This window comes from Bacillus sp. FSL L8-0193 (genome assembly GCF_037976065.1).
Lineage (GTDB): Bacteria > Bacillota > Bacilli > Bacillales > Bacillaceae > Bacillus > Bacillus paralicheniformis.
This window is the reverse complement of the sequence record NZ_CP150261.1, coordinates 3,095,632-3,112,820: the sequence shown is the minus strand read 5'-3', so window position 1 is coordinate 3,112,820 and position 17,189 is coordinate 3,095,632. Positions and strand designations below refer to the sequence as shown.

The following is a 17,189-nucleotide window of genomic DNA, read 5'->3' as shown; positions in this document are numbered from 1 at the left end:
TTTGGCAAAATTCCCTTGAAGGAGTGTTTGTTAACATGTCATTGAAAGAAAAAGCGCTGCATATGCACAAAGTAAACCAGGGCAAATTGGAATCAAAATCAAAAGTGCAGGTTCGCAATGCGGATGATTTAAGCCTTGCATATTCTCCGGGTGTGGCTGAGCCCTGCAAAGCGATTTACGATGATAACAGCAAAGTATACGATTATACAATGAAGGGAAACATGGTAGCAGTCGTCTCGGACGGAACGGCAGTGCTCGGCCTCGGCAATATCGGCCCTGAAGCCGCCCTTCCGGTTATGGAAGGAAAAGCGGTTCTTTTCAAAAGCTTTGCCGGTGTGGACGCATTCCCAATCTGTTTAAATACATCTGATGTCGACAAAATTGTTGAGACGGTCAAGCTGCTTGAGCCGACATTCGGCGGCGTCAATCTTGAAGACATTGCAGCGCCGAACTGTTTTGTCATTGAAGAACGCCTCAAAAAAGAAACAAAAATCCCGGTGTTTCACGATGACCAGCACGGTACTGCAATCGTTACGGTAGCCGGTCTCGTCAATGCGCTTAAGCTGTCTGGCAAATCGATGTCTTCCGTCAAAGTCGTGGCAAACGGCGCCGGGGCAGCGGGAATTGCCATTATCAAGCTTCTTTATCATTTCGGCGTGCGCGATATCATCATGTGCGACACGAAAGGCGCGATTTACGAAGGCCGTCCGAACGGCATGAACGCTGTTAAAGATGAAGTCGCAAAATATACGAACAAAAACCGCATAGACGGATCGCTCAAAGATGTGATCAAAGACGCCGATGTCTTTATCGGAGTTTCCGTCGAAGGCGCTTTGACAAAAGAAATGGTTGAAAGCATGGCTGACAAACCGATCATCTTCGCCATGGCGAATCCAAATCCTGAAATCATGCCTGCTGAAGCGCATGAAGCCGGAGCAAGCGTCGTTGGAACGGGACGCTCTGACTTCCCTAACCAAGTGAACAACGTTCTCGCATTCCCCGGCATCTTCCGCGGGGCGCTCGACGTCCGCGCGACACATATTAACGAAGAAATGAAAATCGCCGCGGTTGAGGCGATCGCATCACTCGTTTCCGACGAAGAGCTGAGCCCCGAATATGTCATTCCGGCTCCGTTCGATCCAAGGGTCGCACCGGCCGTTGCCAAAGCGGTAGCGAAAGCCGCGATGGAAACAGGTGTTGCACGAATCGATGTCGATCCTGAAGAAGTCGCTGAAAAGACAAGAAAGCTTGCAGTAATTGAAGGAAAATAAAACTCCATTTTTGTGATCAGCGCGTGATTGCTCTGGCCTAAAGAGCCGTCACGCGCTGTTTCTCGAATATGATGTACAGTTTTTCCTCTTATTGGGGACACTTGTAAGGGAATATGCGGGCTGTAAAAAATTTTTTCAAATCGCTTTTCCGGACTTTTGTATCCGCTCTCAAGGCTGATATATCAATTTGTCAGTCTCTAACCGCATCAAGTGCGATTCGGCTGTTTGCCGGTCAAAAATGTCGAATTGAGGATGACACCGTTTGACAAAAAAAGTACAATAGTTTCGGTATAGTGATGTTCTAGTCTATAAACAGGACAGGCATACATGAAGAAAACCCTTCAGAAAAGGGAGGTAATCTTTTGTTAAAAGATATATTCAGCAAAAAGAAAAAAAAATACGCTTCCGTTCCCGCGGAATCAGCAAAGCAAGATGTACCGGAAGGGATCATGACAAAATGCCCGGATTGCAAAAAAATCATGCTCACAAAAGAGCTGGATAAAAACTTAAGGGTCTGCATGAACTGCGGTTACCATCTTCAAATGAACGCGAAGCAGCGTATAAAAAGCCTGCTGGACGATGGCTCCTTTGAAGAATTCAATCAGGATATGATGTCTGAAAACCCGCTGGAATTCCCAGGATACCTTGAGAAACTGCAAAAAGACCGGGAAAAAACATCGCTGAATGAAGCGGTTGTCACCGGAAAAGGGACGGTTGACGGATCTCCGGCAGTCGTTGCCGTGATGGATTCATCTTTCAGAATGGGAAGCATGGGGTCTGTCGTAGGCGAAAAAATTACGCTGGCGATCGAAAAGGCAAGAGAAGAAAAAGTGCCTTTCATTATTTTTACCGCATCAGGCGGTGCGAGAATGCAGGAAGGCCTTCTCAGCTTGATGCAAATGGCTAAAACAAGCTCCGCTTTAAAGCTGTTCAGTGAAGAGCAGGGCTTGATCATTTCGGTGATGACACATCCGACAACAGGCGGTGTATCCGCAAGCTTCGCATCCCTCGGCGATTACAACCTTGCCGAGCCGGGCGCGCTGATCGGCTTTGCCGGAAGAAGAATTATCGAACAAACCATCCGTGAAGAACTGCCTGAGGATTTTCAGACTGCGGAATTTCTGTTAAAGCACGGACAGCTTGATTCCGTCGTTCACAGAGCAGACATGAAAAAAACGCTCGGCAGCATTTTGAAAATGCACCAAACTGGAGGTGATCTCGAGTGGCTGGAGAATTAGAATTTGAAAAACCGGTGGTCGAACTGCGTGAAAAGATCGCCGAATTGAAAAGGTTCACACAGGATTCCGATATGGATTTAAGCTCTGAAATTACGAAGCTTGAAGCTCGTCTTGAAAGGCTTGAAGAAGACATTTATACAAATCTGAAAGCCTGGGACAGAGTCCAGATTGCAAGGCATCCGAACCGTCCGACAACGCTCGATTATATCGAACATCTTTTTACCGATTTTTTTGAATGCCACGGAGATCGATATTTCGGTGATGATGAAGCGATTGTCGGCGGAATTGCCAAGTTCCGGGGCCTTCCTGTGACAGTGATCGGCCAACAGCGCGGCAAGGATACAAAAGAAAACATCCGCCGCAACTTCGGAATGCCGCATCCGGAAGGCTACCGCAAAGCGCTCAGGCTGATGAAGCAGGCCGATAAATTTAACAGGCCGATCATCTGCTTTATTGATACAAAAGGAGCATACCCTGGAAAAGCAGCTGAAGAGCGGGGGCAAAGCGAAGCAATTGCCAAGAATCTTTTTGAAATGGCGGGACTTTCTGTGCCGGTCATCTCGATCGTCATCGGGGAAGGCGGCAGCGGGGGAGCGCTTGCGCTCGGCGTCGCAAACCGCTTATTGATGCTGGAAAACTCAACTTATTCGGTAATCTCTCCCGAGGGAGCGGCTGCTATCCTCTGGAAGGATTCAGGACTCGCGAAAAAAGCGGCAGAAACAATGAAAATCACCGCTCCAGACCTTAAAGAATTGGATATTATAGATCATGTTATAAAAGAAGTAAGAGGCGGAGCACACCGCGATGTAGAGCAGCAGGCCGCCTACATCGATGAAGCGCTGAAAAGCGAGCTTAAATCCTTGCTGAAACTGGATAAGAACGAGCTGATTCAACAAAGATATAACAAGTATAAATCAATTGGAAAAATTTCGACTGAAAACCAATTTGTTGGGATAAAATAAATAAACGTGAGGCCTTTGGCTCACGTTTATTTTTTATGGATAAAGGTGAAAAGTGAAAGGATTGTGTCTTTCACCCGCGATTTTTCAAAGAGTTTGCTTAAAATTTATTTAAAAACTTTTTGTTTAATTGTATAATGAGTAAGGTTTTATAGGGATTTTCGGAAAATTTTCATCCCTTTTTCATTGTTTTAGCGGCAATGAACGTGTTAAGGTAAATTATATATGTTTTCGAGGTGAAAAAGATGAAACGTATCGGAGTATTGACGAGCGGCGGAGATTCCCCGGGAATGAACGCGGCGGTCCGCGCGGTTGTCAGGAAAGCGATCTACCATGACGTAGAAGTATACGGAATTTACAACGGGTATTCAGGTTTAATCAGCGGAAAAATAGAAAAGCTTGAAATCGGTTCTGTCGGAGATATCATTCACCGCGGAGGAACGAAGCTATATACAGCAAGGTGTCCTGAGTTTAAAACGGTAGAAGGACGGGAAAAAGGAATAGCGAATTTAAAAAAATATGGTATAGAAGGATTAGTCGTCATTGGCGGAGACGGTTCTTATATGGGAGCGAAAAAGCTGACAGAACACGGTTTTCCTTGTGTCGGAGTGCCGGGAACAATCGACAATGACATCCCTGGAACAGATTTGACGATTGGATTTGATACGGCGTTAAATACCGTTATCGATGCCATCGATAAAATCAGGGATACAGCTACATCCCACGAACGTACATACGTGATTGAAGTAATGGGCCGCCATGCCGGGGACATTGCTTTATGGTCAGGTTTGGCAGGAGGCGCGGAATCCATTTTGATCCCTGAAGCTGACTACGATATGGAAGAAATTATTGCAAGGCTGAAAAGAGGGCATGAGCGCGGCAAAAAACACAGCATCATCATTGTGGCGGAAGGCGTCGGAAGCGGCGTTGAATTCGGCAAAAGAATTGAAGAAGCCACAAATCTCGAAACTAGAGTATCGGTGCTTGGACATATCCAGCGCGGCGGTTCTCCGACTGCAGCAGACCGTGTATTGGCAAGCCGTCTAGGGGCATTTGCGGTTGAACTGCTTCTTGAAGGAAAAGGCGGACGCTGTGTCGGAATTCAAAATAACCAGCTTGTGCATCATGATATCATTGAAATACTCGATCATAAACATACAATTGATCAAAGCATGTACCGCTTGTCTCAAGAACTGTCAATCTAGTGTAAAACCCGAGGAGGAAGCAATATGAGAAAGACTAAAATAGTTTGTACAATTGGGCCGGCCAGCGAAACTGTTGAAAAGCTCACCCAGCTGATGGAAGCCGGAATGAACGTGGCGCGCTTGAACTTTTCCCATGGAGATTTCGAAGAGCATGGCGCAAGAATTAAAAACATTCGCGAAGCAGCCGGCAAGCTGGGAAAAGATATCGGTATCCTTCTTGATACGAAAGGTCCGGAAATCCGCACGCACACAATGGAAGGCGGTTCAATCGAACTGGAAGCGGGTTCTCAGCTGATCGTGTCAATGGAAGAAGTTATCGGTACGCCTGAAAAAATCTCAGTTACATATGATGGGTTGATTCACGATGTATCAATTGGTTCAACGATTTTGCTTGACGATGGACTGATCGGACTTGAAGTCACAGATGTCAACAAGGACAAGCGTGAAATCGTCACAAAAGTAATGAACAGCGGAACGCTGAAAAACAAAAAAGGCGTGAATGTGCCGGGCGTCAGCGTCAATCTTCCGGGAATTACGGAAAAAGACGCTAACGACATTGTGTTCGGTATCGAGCAGGGTGTTGATTTTATCGCGGCATCTTTTGTGCGCCGTCCGTCGGATGTTCTTGAAATCCGCGAACTTCTTGAAGAGCACAATGCGGCAGATATTCAAATCATTCCAAAAATCGAAAACCAGGAAGGCGTTGACAATATCGATGCCATTCTTGAAGTATCAGACGGTCTGATGGTTGCACGTGGAGACCTTGGTGTTGAAATCCCTGCTGAAGAAGTGCCGCTCGTTCAAAAAGAACTGATCAAAAAATGCAATGCGCTTGGCAAGCCTGTTATCACGGCTACCCAAATGCTCGACAGCATGCAGCGCAATCCGCGTCCGACACGCGCGGAAGCGAGCGACGTTGCCAATGCGATCTTTGACGGAACTGACGCGATTATGCTTTCAGGTGAAACTGCTGCGGGAAATTACCCTGTTGAAGCCGTTCAGACGATGCACAATATCGCTTCCCGTTCAGAAGAAGCGCTCAACCATAAAAAGATCCTTTCTGCACGGAGCAAGCAAGTCAGCATGTCAATTACAGATGCCATCGGCCAGTCTGTGGCGCATACGGCAATCAACCTTGACGTGAATGCCATCGTCACACCGACAGAAAGCGGTCATACGGCGAGAATGATTTCCAAATATCGCCCGCAGGCGCCGATTGTCGCAGTTACGGTAAATGATGCGGTTTCAAGAAAGCTGTCTCTTGTCTTCGGTGTTTTCGCAACAAGCGGACAAAACCACAGCTCGACTGACGAAATGCTTGAAAAAGCAGTGCAAAAATCTCTCGACACAGGCATCGTACGCCACGGCGACTTGATCGTTATCACGGCCGGAGCTGTCGGTGAAGCCGGCACAACAAACTTGATGAAAGTGTATGTTGTCGGAGACGTGGTCGCAAAAGGCCAGGGAATCGGACGCAAATCCGCGTTTGGTGAAGTGGTCATCGCTCAAAATGCACAAGAAGCGGATAAAAAAATGAAAGATGGCGCCGTTTTGGTTACAAAAAGCACGGATCGTGACATGATGGCGTCCCTTGAAAAAGCGGCTGCGCTGATTACTGAAGAAGGCGGTTTAACCAGCCACGCGGCAGTCGTAGGCTTGAGCCTCGGCATCCCTGTCATCGTCGGAATGGAAAATGCGACTTCCATTCTCAAAGAGGGAGAAGACATTACGGTCGACTCCGCCCGCGGAGCTGTTTACAAAGGACGTGCAAGCGTACTTTAATCGCTTATTGAAGAAGAAGGGAAGCTTTTCCCTTCTTTTTTTGCAGGCGGCACAAGCAAAACAGGGCGGCCGTTCGCTTCCATATTAGAATTATGAGGTGAAGACAATGAAGTTTTTCTTATTATTTCTCGTCATTTTTCCAGCGAGTGAAATCGGTCTGTTCCTCTTGTCCGCTAATTGGATCGGTGTCTTGCCGACCGTTTTGCTGATCATCTTGACGGGATTTCTCGGGGCCGCTCTCGCCAAAAAACAAGGAATCGAAGTTTACTACAAAGTTCAGCGCGATCTTCAGTATGGAAAAATGCCTGGGGATGCGATTTTGGACGGGCTTTGTATTTTCATAGGCGGCATGCTGCTTTTGCTGCCCGGCTTTTTATCGGATATCATCGGTTTACTGCTGCTGCTGCCGGCAACGCGCAGCCGTTTCAAACCGTTCATATCCCGCAAGCTGAAGAGGATGTCTGAAGGCAGGCGGATCAACATCATCAAATAACCCGATAAGCGGCGGCCCGCATTGGAAAAAGCAGGCTGCCGCTTATTTTTCATTTCCTTTAATAAACTGCCATACGTCTTTAAAAATACCTGTTGTAAAGAGAGCCTGAATGAGAACGAGAAGGGCGGGGCCCATGATCAATCCGAGAAAGCCAAACAATTTGAAACCGGCAAACAGCGCGATCAATGTTCCCAAAGGGTGAAGTCCGATTGACCGGCTCAAAATCTTCGGTTCGGCCAGCTGCCTGAAGACGAGCACGACGATGTACAGGACTCCGAGGCCGATCGCAAGCGGCAGCTGCTTGGATGCTGCTAAATAGACGATCCACGGCACAAATACAGACCCCGCTCCCAAATACGGCAGCAGGTCGACCAGCCCGATGAGAAAAGCGATGGCGACAGCATGATTAACCTTCAACACAGAAAGCCCGATCAACACGAGCACCATCGTCATCGCCACAAGGGTAAGCTGGGCCTTCACAAAGCCTGCCAGCGCTCTTTTCAATTCCGCATAGACAGCCGCTGCACCCGAGATCAGCCGATCAGGAAGAACAGACCGCGCCTTGTTTTGTATTTTATGCAAATCTTTGCTGATAAAAAAAGTGGCTAGGAGCGAAAAGATCAGCACGGCCGCCATATTCGGCAGAAAGGCGAAAAAGAGGGGCACCATCTCAAGAATTTTTGAAAGAAACAAAGCGGTGCCTGATGCGAGTTCACTGCCCAAATTTTGGACCTGTGTAATGATCGATTCCTGCTGGGCGGCTTCGAGCCCGTCAAAAAAAGCGGCAAGCTGATTATACAGCGGCATGATTTGATTCGTAAAAAAAGATTCGATATAAAGAGCGGCTTTATTAAACTGGACGGGGAGTATTTTAGCCAAATGAGCCGTTCCAGAGACAATCTCGGCAACGACCAGGGTCAAAAAGCCGGCTCCGGCGATCAAAAAGCCGCATAGCACGATGCCGACATTAACGCCTCTCGGGAGCCCGGTCCGCTTATCGAGCCATTCCACAAAAGGGTTGATCATGATGGCGAGAATAAGCGCAATCACAAAAGGATAGGTTAACGGAAAAGAGTAGTAGCCGACCGCTCCGCAAGCAGCGGTCAAAAACAGCACATACACTGCCCGAAGCGCAGCTGTGAGATAGGATTGATTCAATTCTGCATCCTCCTGATATTAGAAAGCATGTCCTTATTTCATTTTATTCTTGAGTCCTGTTATTATGAGAAAGGTCATAAAAAAATGGAGTTGAATACAGCATGTTTACTCAAGCTAATTTATTTTTGATCCTGCTTTTGGCCATCGCATTAATCGCGAAAAATCAGTCGTTGATCATCGCGGTATCCGTCCTGCTTTTGATCAAGCTGACCGGCCTCGATCAAAAGCTGTTTCCGGCCATCCAATCCAAAGGGATTAACTGGGGAGTTACCGTTATTACAATAGCGGTCCTTGTGCCGATTGCCACTGGAGAGATCGGCTTTAAACAGCTTGGCGAAGCGATGAAATCATATTACGCATGGATCGCACTCGGGGCGGGCATTCTCGTAGCATTGATCGCCAAAAACGGGATCACATTGCTCGCGGAAGACCCGCATATCACCACCGCTCTTGTATTTGGAACGATTTTAGCGGTCGCTTTATTCAAAGGTGTTGCCGTCGGCCCGCTCATCGGTGCCGGGATCGCCTATCTTGTCATGCAGGCCGTCCAGCATTTTACATCTTAGAAATGCGGGCCAGCTCCCCCTGTTTCAGGGGGTTTTTTAGTTTGAAAAAAACGTTCGCAACTAAAAATAAACATACATAACGCAGTTAAAACTCCTGAAAATTTGTAAATAGAAGTCAGCTGGTGCAAAAAAATAAGGCCCTCTATAAAAGAGGGCTCAGTTTGTCAAAAACCTGTGTGGGGAAATATGACCGTTTATTTCCAATTTGTGGGTTTTTATTTGTGGAGTCTTCAGCAGGTAAGCTTGGATAAAAAGAAAAAATGATCTATCGTCTCTTTCGGGCTGAAACGCTTGCATCAGTTATCGCATCCTTTATTATGATGGCTGTCGAATTGGGAGTTCTGTTCAGTGCCGGAGAGTTTATTTTTTCTGCTAACTGAGACGTCGGATATGATTGCGGCGCGGACGGCAGCAAGTGATTTTAGTGAACGAAAGAGAAAAATTGCTAGAAAACAGAAAGAAATTGAAGAAACCATCAAAAAATTGAAGGATATGAAGATGTCATTTTCACAAAAGAAAGAGAACTAAAGAAGCAAAAAAAGCAAACCCAGAAAGAGGGCTGTCATCATCTCGATAAGATTGTATAAAAGACTAATCATGCCAACAACTTCTCATTACAATCATAAGAGCCTGCTTAGGTTGAGGCTGCAGGCTCTTATCATTTTTGACATTATTTTTTTGTATAACGCACCCAGTCGTAATGAGCGTATAGAGGTGTTACACCGTTGTAGGAACCGAGCCAGTCATCGACACCAATACCATTCCACAAGTTCATCATGATCTTTCCTGGCGTAGTCGGAATTTGGCTCGTCGCGGTATGTTTTAATTGCCCATCGACATACCATTTAATCGAGTTTGGCTGCCAATCGAACGCATACGTATGATAGGAATTGGATGCATCAAATCCGAGATCCACAAGCTTCTCATGGTTTCCTACACCATTCGTATAGTAGTTAAACTGAACCTTTGTTGTGTCTTTTCCTAAAAATTCGATATCAATCTCATCCCAAGGAGTTCCATCCGTTGGACCTGTGTAAGTGAAGAACGATGAAACGATCCCTACGTTTTTAGCTGGTTTCATTCTGACTTCATAAAGTCCATATCCATATGTTTGAACAGAGCGATTTTCCCCGCAGTCAAACTTGTTATAAGATGGACTTGTTAGCCCCAAACGCATTTCACCTAATGATGTCATTGATACGTTATTTGCACGCCAAGTGCAGTTGAACACACCTCCATTCGAATAACCATTTGCTTTCTGCCATACACCGGAGTTATAGCTGTTAAAAGGGTCAAAAAACGATCCGCCTGCTTGAGCCGAGGCAGTAGAAGTGACTGCAGACAAACTCAAAAACAATCCAGTGACAAGAAGCAGCAACACTCGTTTCATACGATAAGGCATGTGGCATTCCCCTTTCTTTGAAAACGTTTTCTTTATCGATCATACCTGATTCTTTTAAAAGGGAACATCAGTCAAAATAATGATAATAACTTTTCATTCATAAAAACTCCCCCCCGTTTGTTTTAAAACGGATGAAGGGGATTTGCTGAAAGTAACAAGTAAAAGATTTTATCTCTTTTTCTTTTGTTTATAAATTTATTATAGGTGAAAATCATAAACCGATTAGTATGAAAGAACTGGAGGAATACGTCTGTCCACTTTTAATAAAAATCCCTTCCCAAAACCTCCCTCAAATAGATACAGAAGAATACATGATTCTACAAAGCTGTCGATTGATAATAAATAACTACGAACCCTTGATTTATAAGGCTTTGAAAGCATTTTTGATCAAAAACCTACAAATTTATCAGATTATTGTTTATAATATAAATATGCTTAATCTTTATTAAGCATATCGGAGTATCGAACGGTATATAGAAACGCACGATTGTTTTATTTGAAAAACGATTTAATGTAAGCATTTTCTTTTTGGGTTGAAGAAGATGTATACAACATGCGTTGTTTTTGCTCCTAGGTTTTGGTTTAATTTTAAAAGGGGAAATTTTTAAAAAAAGGGAGAGATGAGTATGACAGCAACACGCGGCCTTGAAGGGGTAGTCGCCACTACATCATCAGTAAGTTCAATTATTGATGATACTCTTACATATGTAGGGTATAACATCGATGATTTGACAGAAAAAGCTAGCTTTGAAGAAGTTGTTTATCTGCTTTGGCATTTAAAGCTGCCGAACAAAGAGGAGCTCGCAGAGCTTAAAAAACAGCTTTCTGAAAATGCCGGTATCCCCAAAGAAGTGATTGACCATTTCAAATCCTACTCGAATGGAAAAGTCCACCCGATGGCAGCTCTTCGGACAGCCGTTTCTTTACTCGGACTGTTTGACGAAGAAGCAGATCAAATGGATGCGGAAGCAAACTACAGAAAAGCGGTGCGTCTCCAAGCGAAGATGCCTGCGCTTGTCGCTGCTTTTTCAAGAATCCGCAAAGGGCTCGAGCCGATTGAGCCGAATCCGGAACTCGGTTTTGCCGCCAACTTTCTCTACATGCTGAATGGAAAAGAACCTTCACCTGTTGAAGTGGAAGCGTTTGACAAAGCCTTGATTCTGCATGCGGATCATGAGCTGAACGCATCTACGTTCACAGCCAGAGTATGCGTCGCGACGCTTTCAGACGTCTACTCAGGGATCACGGCCGCAATCGGGGCCTTGAAAGGTCCGCTTCACGGCGGAGCAAACGAAGCAGTTATGAAAATGCTTTCAGAGATTGGCGAGGTTGAAAACGTAGATTCATATATTCACGCCAAGCTTGAAAAGAAAGAAAAGATCATGGGGTTCGGCCACCGCGTATACCGCCAGGGCGATCCCCGCGCAAAACATTTGAAGGAAATGAGCAGACGTTTGACGAATTTAACGGGTGAAAGCAAATGGTATGAGATTTCAGAGCGGACTGAGGAAATCGTCACGTCTCAGAAAAAGCTGCCGCCAAACGTAGACTTTTATTCTGCGTCGGTTTATCATAGCTTAGGAATCGACCATGATCTGTTCACGCCGATTTTTGCGATCAGCAGGGTATCAGGCTGGCTCGCTCACATTCTCGAACAGTATGAAAATAACCGACTGATTCGTCCGCGGGCTGATTACACCGGCCCTGACATGCAGACGTTCATTCCGATTGAAGACAGAAGCTGACCGTTTGAAAGGAGGCTGTTCGAGCTTTGTTCGGCCGGCCTCTTAACGGCTTTCTTAGGAAACAACGATTTCATGAATCTATGAAAAAACATGTTTGTCCCCCGCCAAACGGGGGAAACAAATGTTTTTCTATATTGAAGAATTACATATTATGGGAGGTTTTATTGTGGCACAAGGCGAAAAAATTACAGTCTCCGGCGGAGTATTAAACGTTCCAAACAACCCGGTTATCCCGTTTATTGAAGGGGACGGAACAGGTCCTGATATTTGGAGAGCGGCTTCAAGGGTTCTTGAAGCGGCTGTGGAGAAAGCGTATAACGGCGAAAAGGAAATCACTTGGAAAGAAGTCTACGCCGGGGAAAAAGCGTACAACAAAACAGGCGAATGGCTTCCTGAAGAAACGCTTGATACGATCCGCGAATACCTGATCGCGATTAAAGGTCCTTTAACAACTCCTGTAGGCGGCGGAATCCGCTCATTAAACGTAGCGCTAAGACAAGAGCTTGACCTGTTTACATGCCTGCGTCCTGTCCGCTATTTCACAGGCGTTCCTTCACCGGTTAAGCGCCCTGAAGATACGGATATGGTCATCTTCCGCGAAAATACTGAAGATATCTATGCCGGCATCGAATACGCGAAAGGCTCTGAAGAAGTTCAAAAGCTGATTTCATTCCTGAAAAACGAGCTTGGCGTTAACAAAATCCGTTTCCCTGAAACATCAGGCATCGGTATCAAGCCGGTTTCTGAAGAAGGAACGTCAAGGCTTGTCAGAGCTGCGATCGAGTATGCAATCGAGCACGGCCGCAAATCTGTAACGCTCGTCCATAAAGGAAACATCATGAAATTCACGGAAGGCGCCTTTAAAAACTGGGGCTATGAAGTGGCTGAAAAAGAATTCGGCGATAAAGTATTCACATGGGCCGAATACGACCGCATCGCTGAAAAAGACGGCAAAGACGCTGCAAACAAAGCGCAAAGCGAAGCTGAAGCGGCCGGCAAAATCATCATCAAAGACAGCATCGCTGACATCTTCCTTCAGCAGATCCTGACCCGCCCTGCCGAGTTTGATGTTGTGGCGACAATGAACCTGAACGGGGACTACATTTCAGATGCGCTTGCTGCCCAAGTCGGCGGAATCGGCATCGCTCCTGGAGCAAACATCAACTATGAGACAGGACACGCCATCTTTGAAGCGACACATGGTACAGCTCCAAAATATGCTGGCCTAGACAAAGTAAACCCGTCTTCAGTCATCCTATCCGGCGTGCTGCTTCTTGAGCATTTGGGCTGGAATGAAGCTGCCGACCTTGTGATTAAATCTATGGAGAAAACAATCGCATCCAAAGTCGTCACATACGATTTCGCTCGTTTGATGGACGGCGCGACTGAAGTTAAATGCTCTGAATTCGGTGATGAGCTTATCAAAAATATGTCTTAAACGGCTGTTTTGGGGTAAAACAACAACAATTAAAAGGGGTAGAAAACATGGGAAAGAAGCGAAATAAAGTATCTGTCATCGGAGCGGGCTTTACAGGTGCAACAACTGCGTTTTTAACGGCTCAAAAAGAATTGGCTGACGTCGTGCTAGTCGACATTCCGCAGCTTGAAAACCCTACAAAAGGGAAAGCGCTCGATATGCTGGAAGCGAGCCCTGTCCAAGGATTTGATGCGAATATTACAGGAACGGCAAACTACGAAGATACGGCCGGCTCAGATATCGTCGTCATCACGGCGGGAATCGCAAGAAAGCCGGGAATGAGCCGGGACGACCTCGTGGCTACAAATGAAAAGATCATGAGGAGCGTAACGAAGGAAGTTGTTAAATACTCACCTGATTGTATCATCGTCGTTCTGACAAACCCTGTGGATGCGATGACATACGCCGTCTATAAAGAATCGGGCTTCCCGAAAGAGCGGGTCATCGGCCAGTCGGGAGTTTTGGATACGGCAAGATTCAGAACGTTTGTCGCTCAGGAGCTCAACCTTTCCGTCAAAGACATTACAGGTTTTGTACTGGGCGGACACGGGGACGATATGGTTCCGCTCGTTCGCTACTCTTATGCAGGCGGCATTCCGCTTGAAACGCTTCTTCCGAAAGACCGGATCGATGCGATTGTTGAAAGAACGAGAAAAGGCGGGGGAGAAATTGTCAACCTGTTAGGAAACGGAAGTGCGTATTATGCGCCAGCCGCTTCCCTGACAGAAATGGTTGAAGCAATCTTAAAAGACCAGCGCCGCGTGCTGCCGACTATTGCCTACCTTGAAGGCGAATACGGCTATGAAGGCATTTACCTCGGCGTTCCGACGATTATCGGCGGAAACGGTCTTGAACAGATCATTGAACTTGAACTGACTGAAACAGAAAGAAGTCAGCTTGATCGATCCGTTGAATCAGTCAAAAACGTCATGAAAGTATTATCATAATGAAAACAGCAGGAAGGCTTTATACAAGCCTTCCTGTTTTTGAATGCGATCTTTTTTTACATAAAACCATATGAAAATCAAGACATAAACACGGGCTGTCAGCATATACCTAATCATAATCATCTGCCCGGACATTTTCATTCTTTTTTCTGGAAGCATTCCATCGCTTAAAACAGCGGTTTATTGCCGAAAAAGAGAGATTTTATGCAAAACACTGAAAAATCAAATTGTCGAACGGATAGGCTTTCGTTAAAATAGGAGTGAAAACGTTTATTTAACAAAAGATAGAGAAAGAGATGTCGGGGAAATCTGAAGCCTGGAGGCATGTCATGAGCAAAAAGATATTAGTTGTAGATGATGAGGAATCGATTGTTACCCTTCTAAAATATAACCTTGAACGGTCGGGCTATCATGTGGTGACGGCCATGGACGGAGAGGCCGGCTTATTAAAGGCGATTGAAGAGAAGCCGGATCTGATCGTGCTCGATCTGATGCTTCCTAAAATGGACGGCATTGAAGTATGCAAGGAACTCAGACAGAAGAAGCTGATGTATCCGATTTTGATGCTGACCGCTAAGGATGATGAATTTGATAAGGTGCTCGGTCTCGAGCTGGGTGCCGATGACTATATGACGAAGCCGTTCAGCCCGAGAGAGGTGACGGCAAGGGTCAAAGCGATTTTAAGAAGAACACAGACGCTGTCCGTTCATCCGGAGGAGACGGAAGAACCGGATGCAGGCGAGCTGATCATAGGCGAATTGAAAATACTGCCAGAACATTATGAGGTTTACTTTCAAAACGAACGCCTCGAGCTAACGCCTAAGGAATTCGAACTCCTTTTATATTTGGGAAGGCATAAAGGGAGGGTGCTGACGAGAGACCTTCTCCTCAACGCTGTCTGGAACTACGACTTCGCGGGCGATACGCGCATCGTCGATGTCCATATCAGCCATCTTCGCGATAAGATCGAAAAAAATACGAAAAAACCGGAATACATTAAAACAATCAGAGGTCTTGGCTACAAAATGGAGGAGCCGAAGCTGAATGATTAAATTCCGGACCCGGCTTTTAGCTGCCCTGCTGACGCTTTTGATTCTCGTATTTGCTTCACTCGGTTTTCTGCTCGTTCACTTGTTTCACTCCTCATACGATGCCAAACTGAGCAGCCATATTGAAAAAGAAGCCGCTTTGGTCGCTTCATTGGCAAATCGTGAAAACATGAAGTCTTCGGAGCAAGGAGCCATTTTAGAGAAGGCAAGCCGTGAACTGGACAGTCATGTATCGCTGGTTGATACAAAAGGTCAGGTTCTTTTTCATTTTGGGAGCCGTGCAGAAGATCAATCCGTTATCAAAGAAGCGCTTGAGTCGGATTTAAACGGTGAAGGAGGAGGCTTCAGAATCAATCCAGATGACGAGTCCGTTTACCGTTACGTGCAGCCGCTGAAAGAAGACGGGAATGTGAATGGATATATTCTGATCAGCACTCCTGTCGATTCATTGCAAGATATCAATCAAAAGATCTGGATTCTCCTCGGCGTGAGCCTTGGAACGGCCTTTTTAATCATCGCCGGGCTTGGGGCGAGAATAACCTCTCAATATACGAATCCGATTGAGTCTGCGACACAAGTAGCGATTGAGCTTGCCAAAGGAAACTATAAAGCAAGAACTTTCAACGAAGATGAAACGATGCTAAGCCAGTCCATCAATATGCTGGCGCAGAACCTGCAGGACATGACAAGAGCACAGGAAATGCAGCGCGACCGTCTGCAAACCGTCATCGAAAATATCGACTCCGGTCTGATCTTAATCGATGGAAAGGGTTATATTCACCTTGTGAACCGCGCTTATCAAAAGCAATTTCACGTAGAAGCCGATCAGCTTCTTTACCATTTCTATCACGAAGTGCTCGAACACGAAGAAATCATTAATCTCATCGAAGAAATTTTTATGACGGAAACAAAGGTCCGCAAAATGTTTAAACTGCCGATCAAAATTGAAAGAAGGTATTTTGAAGTCGACGGAGTTCCAATTATCGGCATCAATGATGAGTGGAAAGGCATCGTTCTCGTGTTCCATGATATGACGGAAAGAAAGCAGCTTGAAGAAATGAGGAAGGACTTTGTCGCCAATGTCTCCCATGAGCTGAAAACGCCGATTACATCGATCAAAGGGTTCACCGAGACGCTTTTAGACGGAGCGATGAACGAAAGGGAGACGCTGCTGCAATTTCTATCGATCATCTTAAAAGAGAGCAGCCGTCTGCAAACGTTGATCCAGGACCTGTTGGATCTGTCGAAAATCGAACAGCAGAACTTCACCTTGAATATTCAAAATTGCAATATTGGTGAAATCCTCGCTGAAATTGAGATGCTTTTGAAGAATAAAGCGGAGGAAAAAGGAATCACCTTGACCCTGGAAAAGCCGGAGATGCCAGCCGTTGCTTCTGGGGATCCGCACAGACTAAAGCAGATCTTTTTAAATTTGGTGAACAATGCCCTCACATATACGCCTGAAGATGGAAACGTAACGATTTCGGCTGATGTACTGGAAAATGCAGTGCAAGTCAAAGTGAAGGATACGGGCATCGGGATCAAGCGGTCCGAAATCCCGAGAATATTCGAACGCTTCTACCGGATCGATAAAGACAGGAGCAGAAATTCAGGAGGAACCGGTCTCGGCCTTGCGATCGTCAAGCATTTAGTCGAAGCCCACGACGGTGAAATCGACGTCGAAAGCGAGCGGGGGAAAGGCACCGAATTCACGGTCCGCTTAAAACGCGCATCCGAGTAGCTTCATTTAGCAAACTTTACAAAGGCTTAACAACTTTTATATATATGGTTAAAACTTGGCTGATAGGATCATTAGTGAACCCCTTCATCCAAGGAGCCATATGGACGGACGCGATCAACAGCGCGTCCCTTTTTTTATTTTTCTGCGAAATCACTC

General features: G+C 45.9%; 14 protein-coding genes and 1 pseudogene. 13 read left to right on the top strand and 2 right to left on the bottom strand.

Annotated elements, in window-relative coordinates:
• Positions 1-35: 35 nt before the first annotated feature.
• The 6 genes from MHH76_RS15555 to MHH76_RS15530 all read left to right on the top strand — a co-directional run bounded on the left by MHH76_RS15555 (position 36) and on the right by MHH76_RS15530 (position 6,948).
• Positions 36-1,271 (top strand): malic enzyme-like NAD(P)-binding protein, encoded by a 1,236-nt coding sequence (locus MHH76_RS15555; protein WP_020452564.1) that lies wholly within the window; start codon positions 36-38, stop codon positions 1,269-1,271.
• A 362-nt stretch (positions 1,272-1,633) separates the two neighbouring features.
• On the top strand, positions 1,634-2,509 hold the full coding sequence (accD, locus tag MHH76_RS15550; protein ID WP_020452563.1) for an acetyl-CoA carboxylase, carboxyltransferase subunit beta: 876 nt from the start codon (positions 1,634-1,636) through the stop codon (positions 2,507-2,509).
• A complete protein-coding gene (gene accA, locus MHH76_RS15545) occupies positions 2,494-3,471 on the top strand; it encodes an acetyl-CoA carboxylase carboxyl transferase subunit alpha (protein ID WP_023855491.1) in 978 nt (325 codons plus the stop codon). The genes accD and accA overlap by 16 nt, the downstream gene beginning before the upstream one ends.
• 242 nt (positions 3,472-3,713) lie before the next feature.
• Complete coding sequence (gene pfkA, locus MHH76_RS15540; RefSeq protein ID WP_020452561.1) at positions 3,714-4,673, top strand: 6-phosphofructokinase; 960 nt, start codon at positions 3,714-3,716, stop codon at positions 4,671-4,673.
• Positions 4,674-4,697: 24 nt separating this feature from the next.
• Complete coding sequence (gene pyk / locus MHH76_RS15535) at positions 4,698-6,455, top strand: pyruvate kinase (protein WP_020452560.1); 1,758 nt, start codon at positions 4,698-4,700, stop codon at positions 6,453-6,455.
• A gap of 106 nt (positions 6,456-6,561) precedes the next feature.
• Positions 6,562-6,948, top strand: coding sequence for an FxsA family protein (locus tag MHH76_RS15530; RefSeq protein ID WP_020452559.1), 387 nt, complete (start codon positions 6,562-6,564; stop codon positions 6,946-6,948).
• 42 nt (positions 6,949-6,990) lie between these two features.
• On the opposite strand, the gene ytvI is transcribed toward MHH76_RS15530, so the two are convergent.
• Positions 6,991-8,106: a sporulation integral membrane protein YtvI gene (gene ytvI / locus MHH76_RS15525; RefSeq protein ID WP_020452558.1), complete on the bottom strand. Its 1,116-nt coding sequence runs from the start codon at positions 8,104-8,106 to the stop codon at positions 6,991-6,993.
• 101 nt (positions 8,107-8,207) lie between these two features.
• Here ytvI and MHH76_RS15520 point away from each other — a divergent pair, with 101 nt between their 5' ends.
• Together MHH76_RS15520 and MHH76_RS15515 are read left to right on the top strand one after the other, a co-directional pair.
• Positions 8,208-8,672, top strand: coding sequence for a DUF441 domain-containing protein (locus tag MHH76_RS15520; protein ID WP_020452557.1), 465 nt, complete (start codon positions 8,208-8,210; stop codon positions 8,670-8,672).
• Positions 8,673-8,947: 275 nt separating this feature from the next.
• A pseudogene (locus tag MHH76_RS15515) lies at positions 8,948-9,086 on the top strand (transporter); the annotation flags it as partial.
• Positions 9,087-9,342: 256 nt separating this feature from the next.
• On the opposite strand, the gene MHH76_RS15510 reads toward MHH76_RS15515, so the two are convergent.
• The gene (locus tag MHH76_RS15510) at positions 9,343-10,074 is read right to left on the bottom strand and encodes a glycoside hydrolase family 16 protein (protein WP_023855487.1); all 732 of its coding nucleotides are present in this window, start codon (positions 10,072-10,074) and stop codon (positions 9,343-9,345) included.
• 626 nt (positions 10,075-10,700) lie between these two features.
• Here MHH76_RS15510 and citZ point away from each other — a divergent pair.
• The 5 genes from citZ to MHH76_RS15485 all read left to right on the top strand — a co-directional run bounded on the left by citZ (position 10,701) and on the right by MHH76_RS15485 (position 17,033).
• Complete coding sequence (citZ, locus tag MHH76_RS15505; protein ID WP_020452555.1) at positions 10,701-11,819, top strand: citrate synthase; 1,119 nt, start codon at positions 10,701-10,703, stop codon at positions 11,817-11,819.
• Positions 11,820-11,985: 166 nt separating this feature from the next.
• On the top strand, positions 11,986-13,257 hold the full coding sequence (icd, locus tag MHH76_RS15500) for an NADP-dependent isocitrate dehydrogenase (RefSeq protein ID WP_023855485.1): 1,272 nt from the start codon (positions 11,986-11,988) through the stop codon (positions 13,255-13,257).
• Positions 13,258-13,304: 47 nt separating this feature from the next.
• Positions 13,305-14,243 (top strand): malate dehydrogenase, encoded by a 939-nt coding sequence (mdh, locus tag MHH76_RS15495; RefSeq protein ID WP_020452553.1) that lies wholly within the window; start codon positions 13,305-13,307, stop codon positions 14,241-14,243.
• Positions 14,244-14,572: 329 nt separating this feature from the next.
• Positions 14,573-15,295: a response regulator transcription factor gene (locus MHH76_RS15490; protein WP_020452552.1), complete on the top strand. Its 723-nt coding sequence runs from the start codon at positions 14,573-14,575 to the stop codon at positions 15,293-15,295.
• Positions 15,288-17,033, top strand: coding sequence for an ATP-binding protein (locus MHH76_RS15485; RefSeq protein ID WP_035338186.1), 1,746 nt, complete (start codon positions 15,288-15,290; stop codon positions 17,031-17,033). The genes MHH76_RS15490 and MHH76_RS15485 overlap by 8 nt, the downstream gene beginning before the upstream one ends.
• The last annotated feature ends 156 nt before the right edge of the window (positions 17,034-17,189 follow it).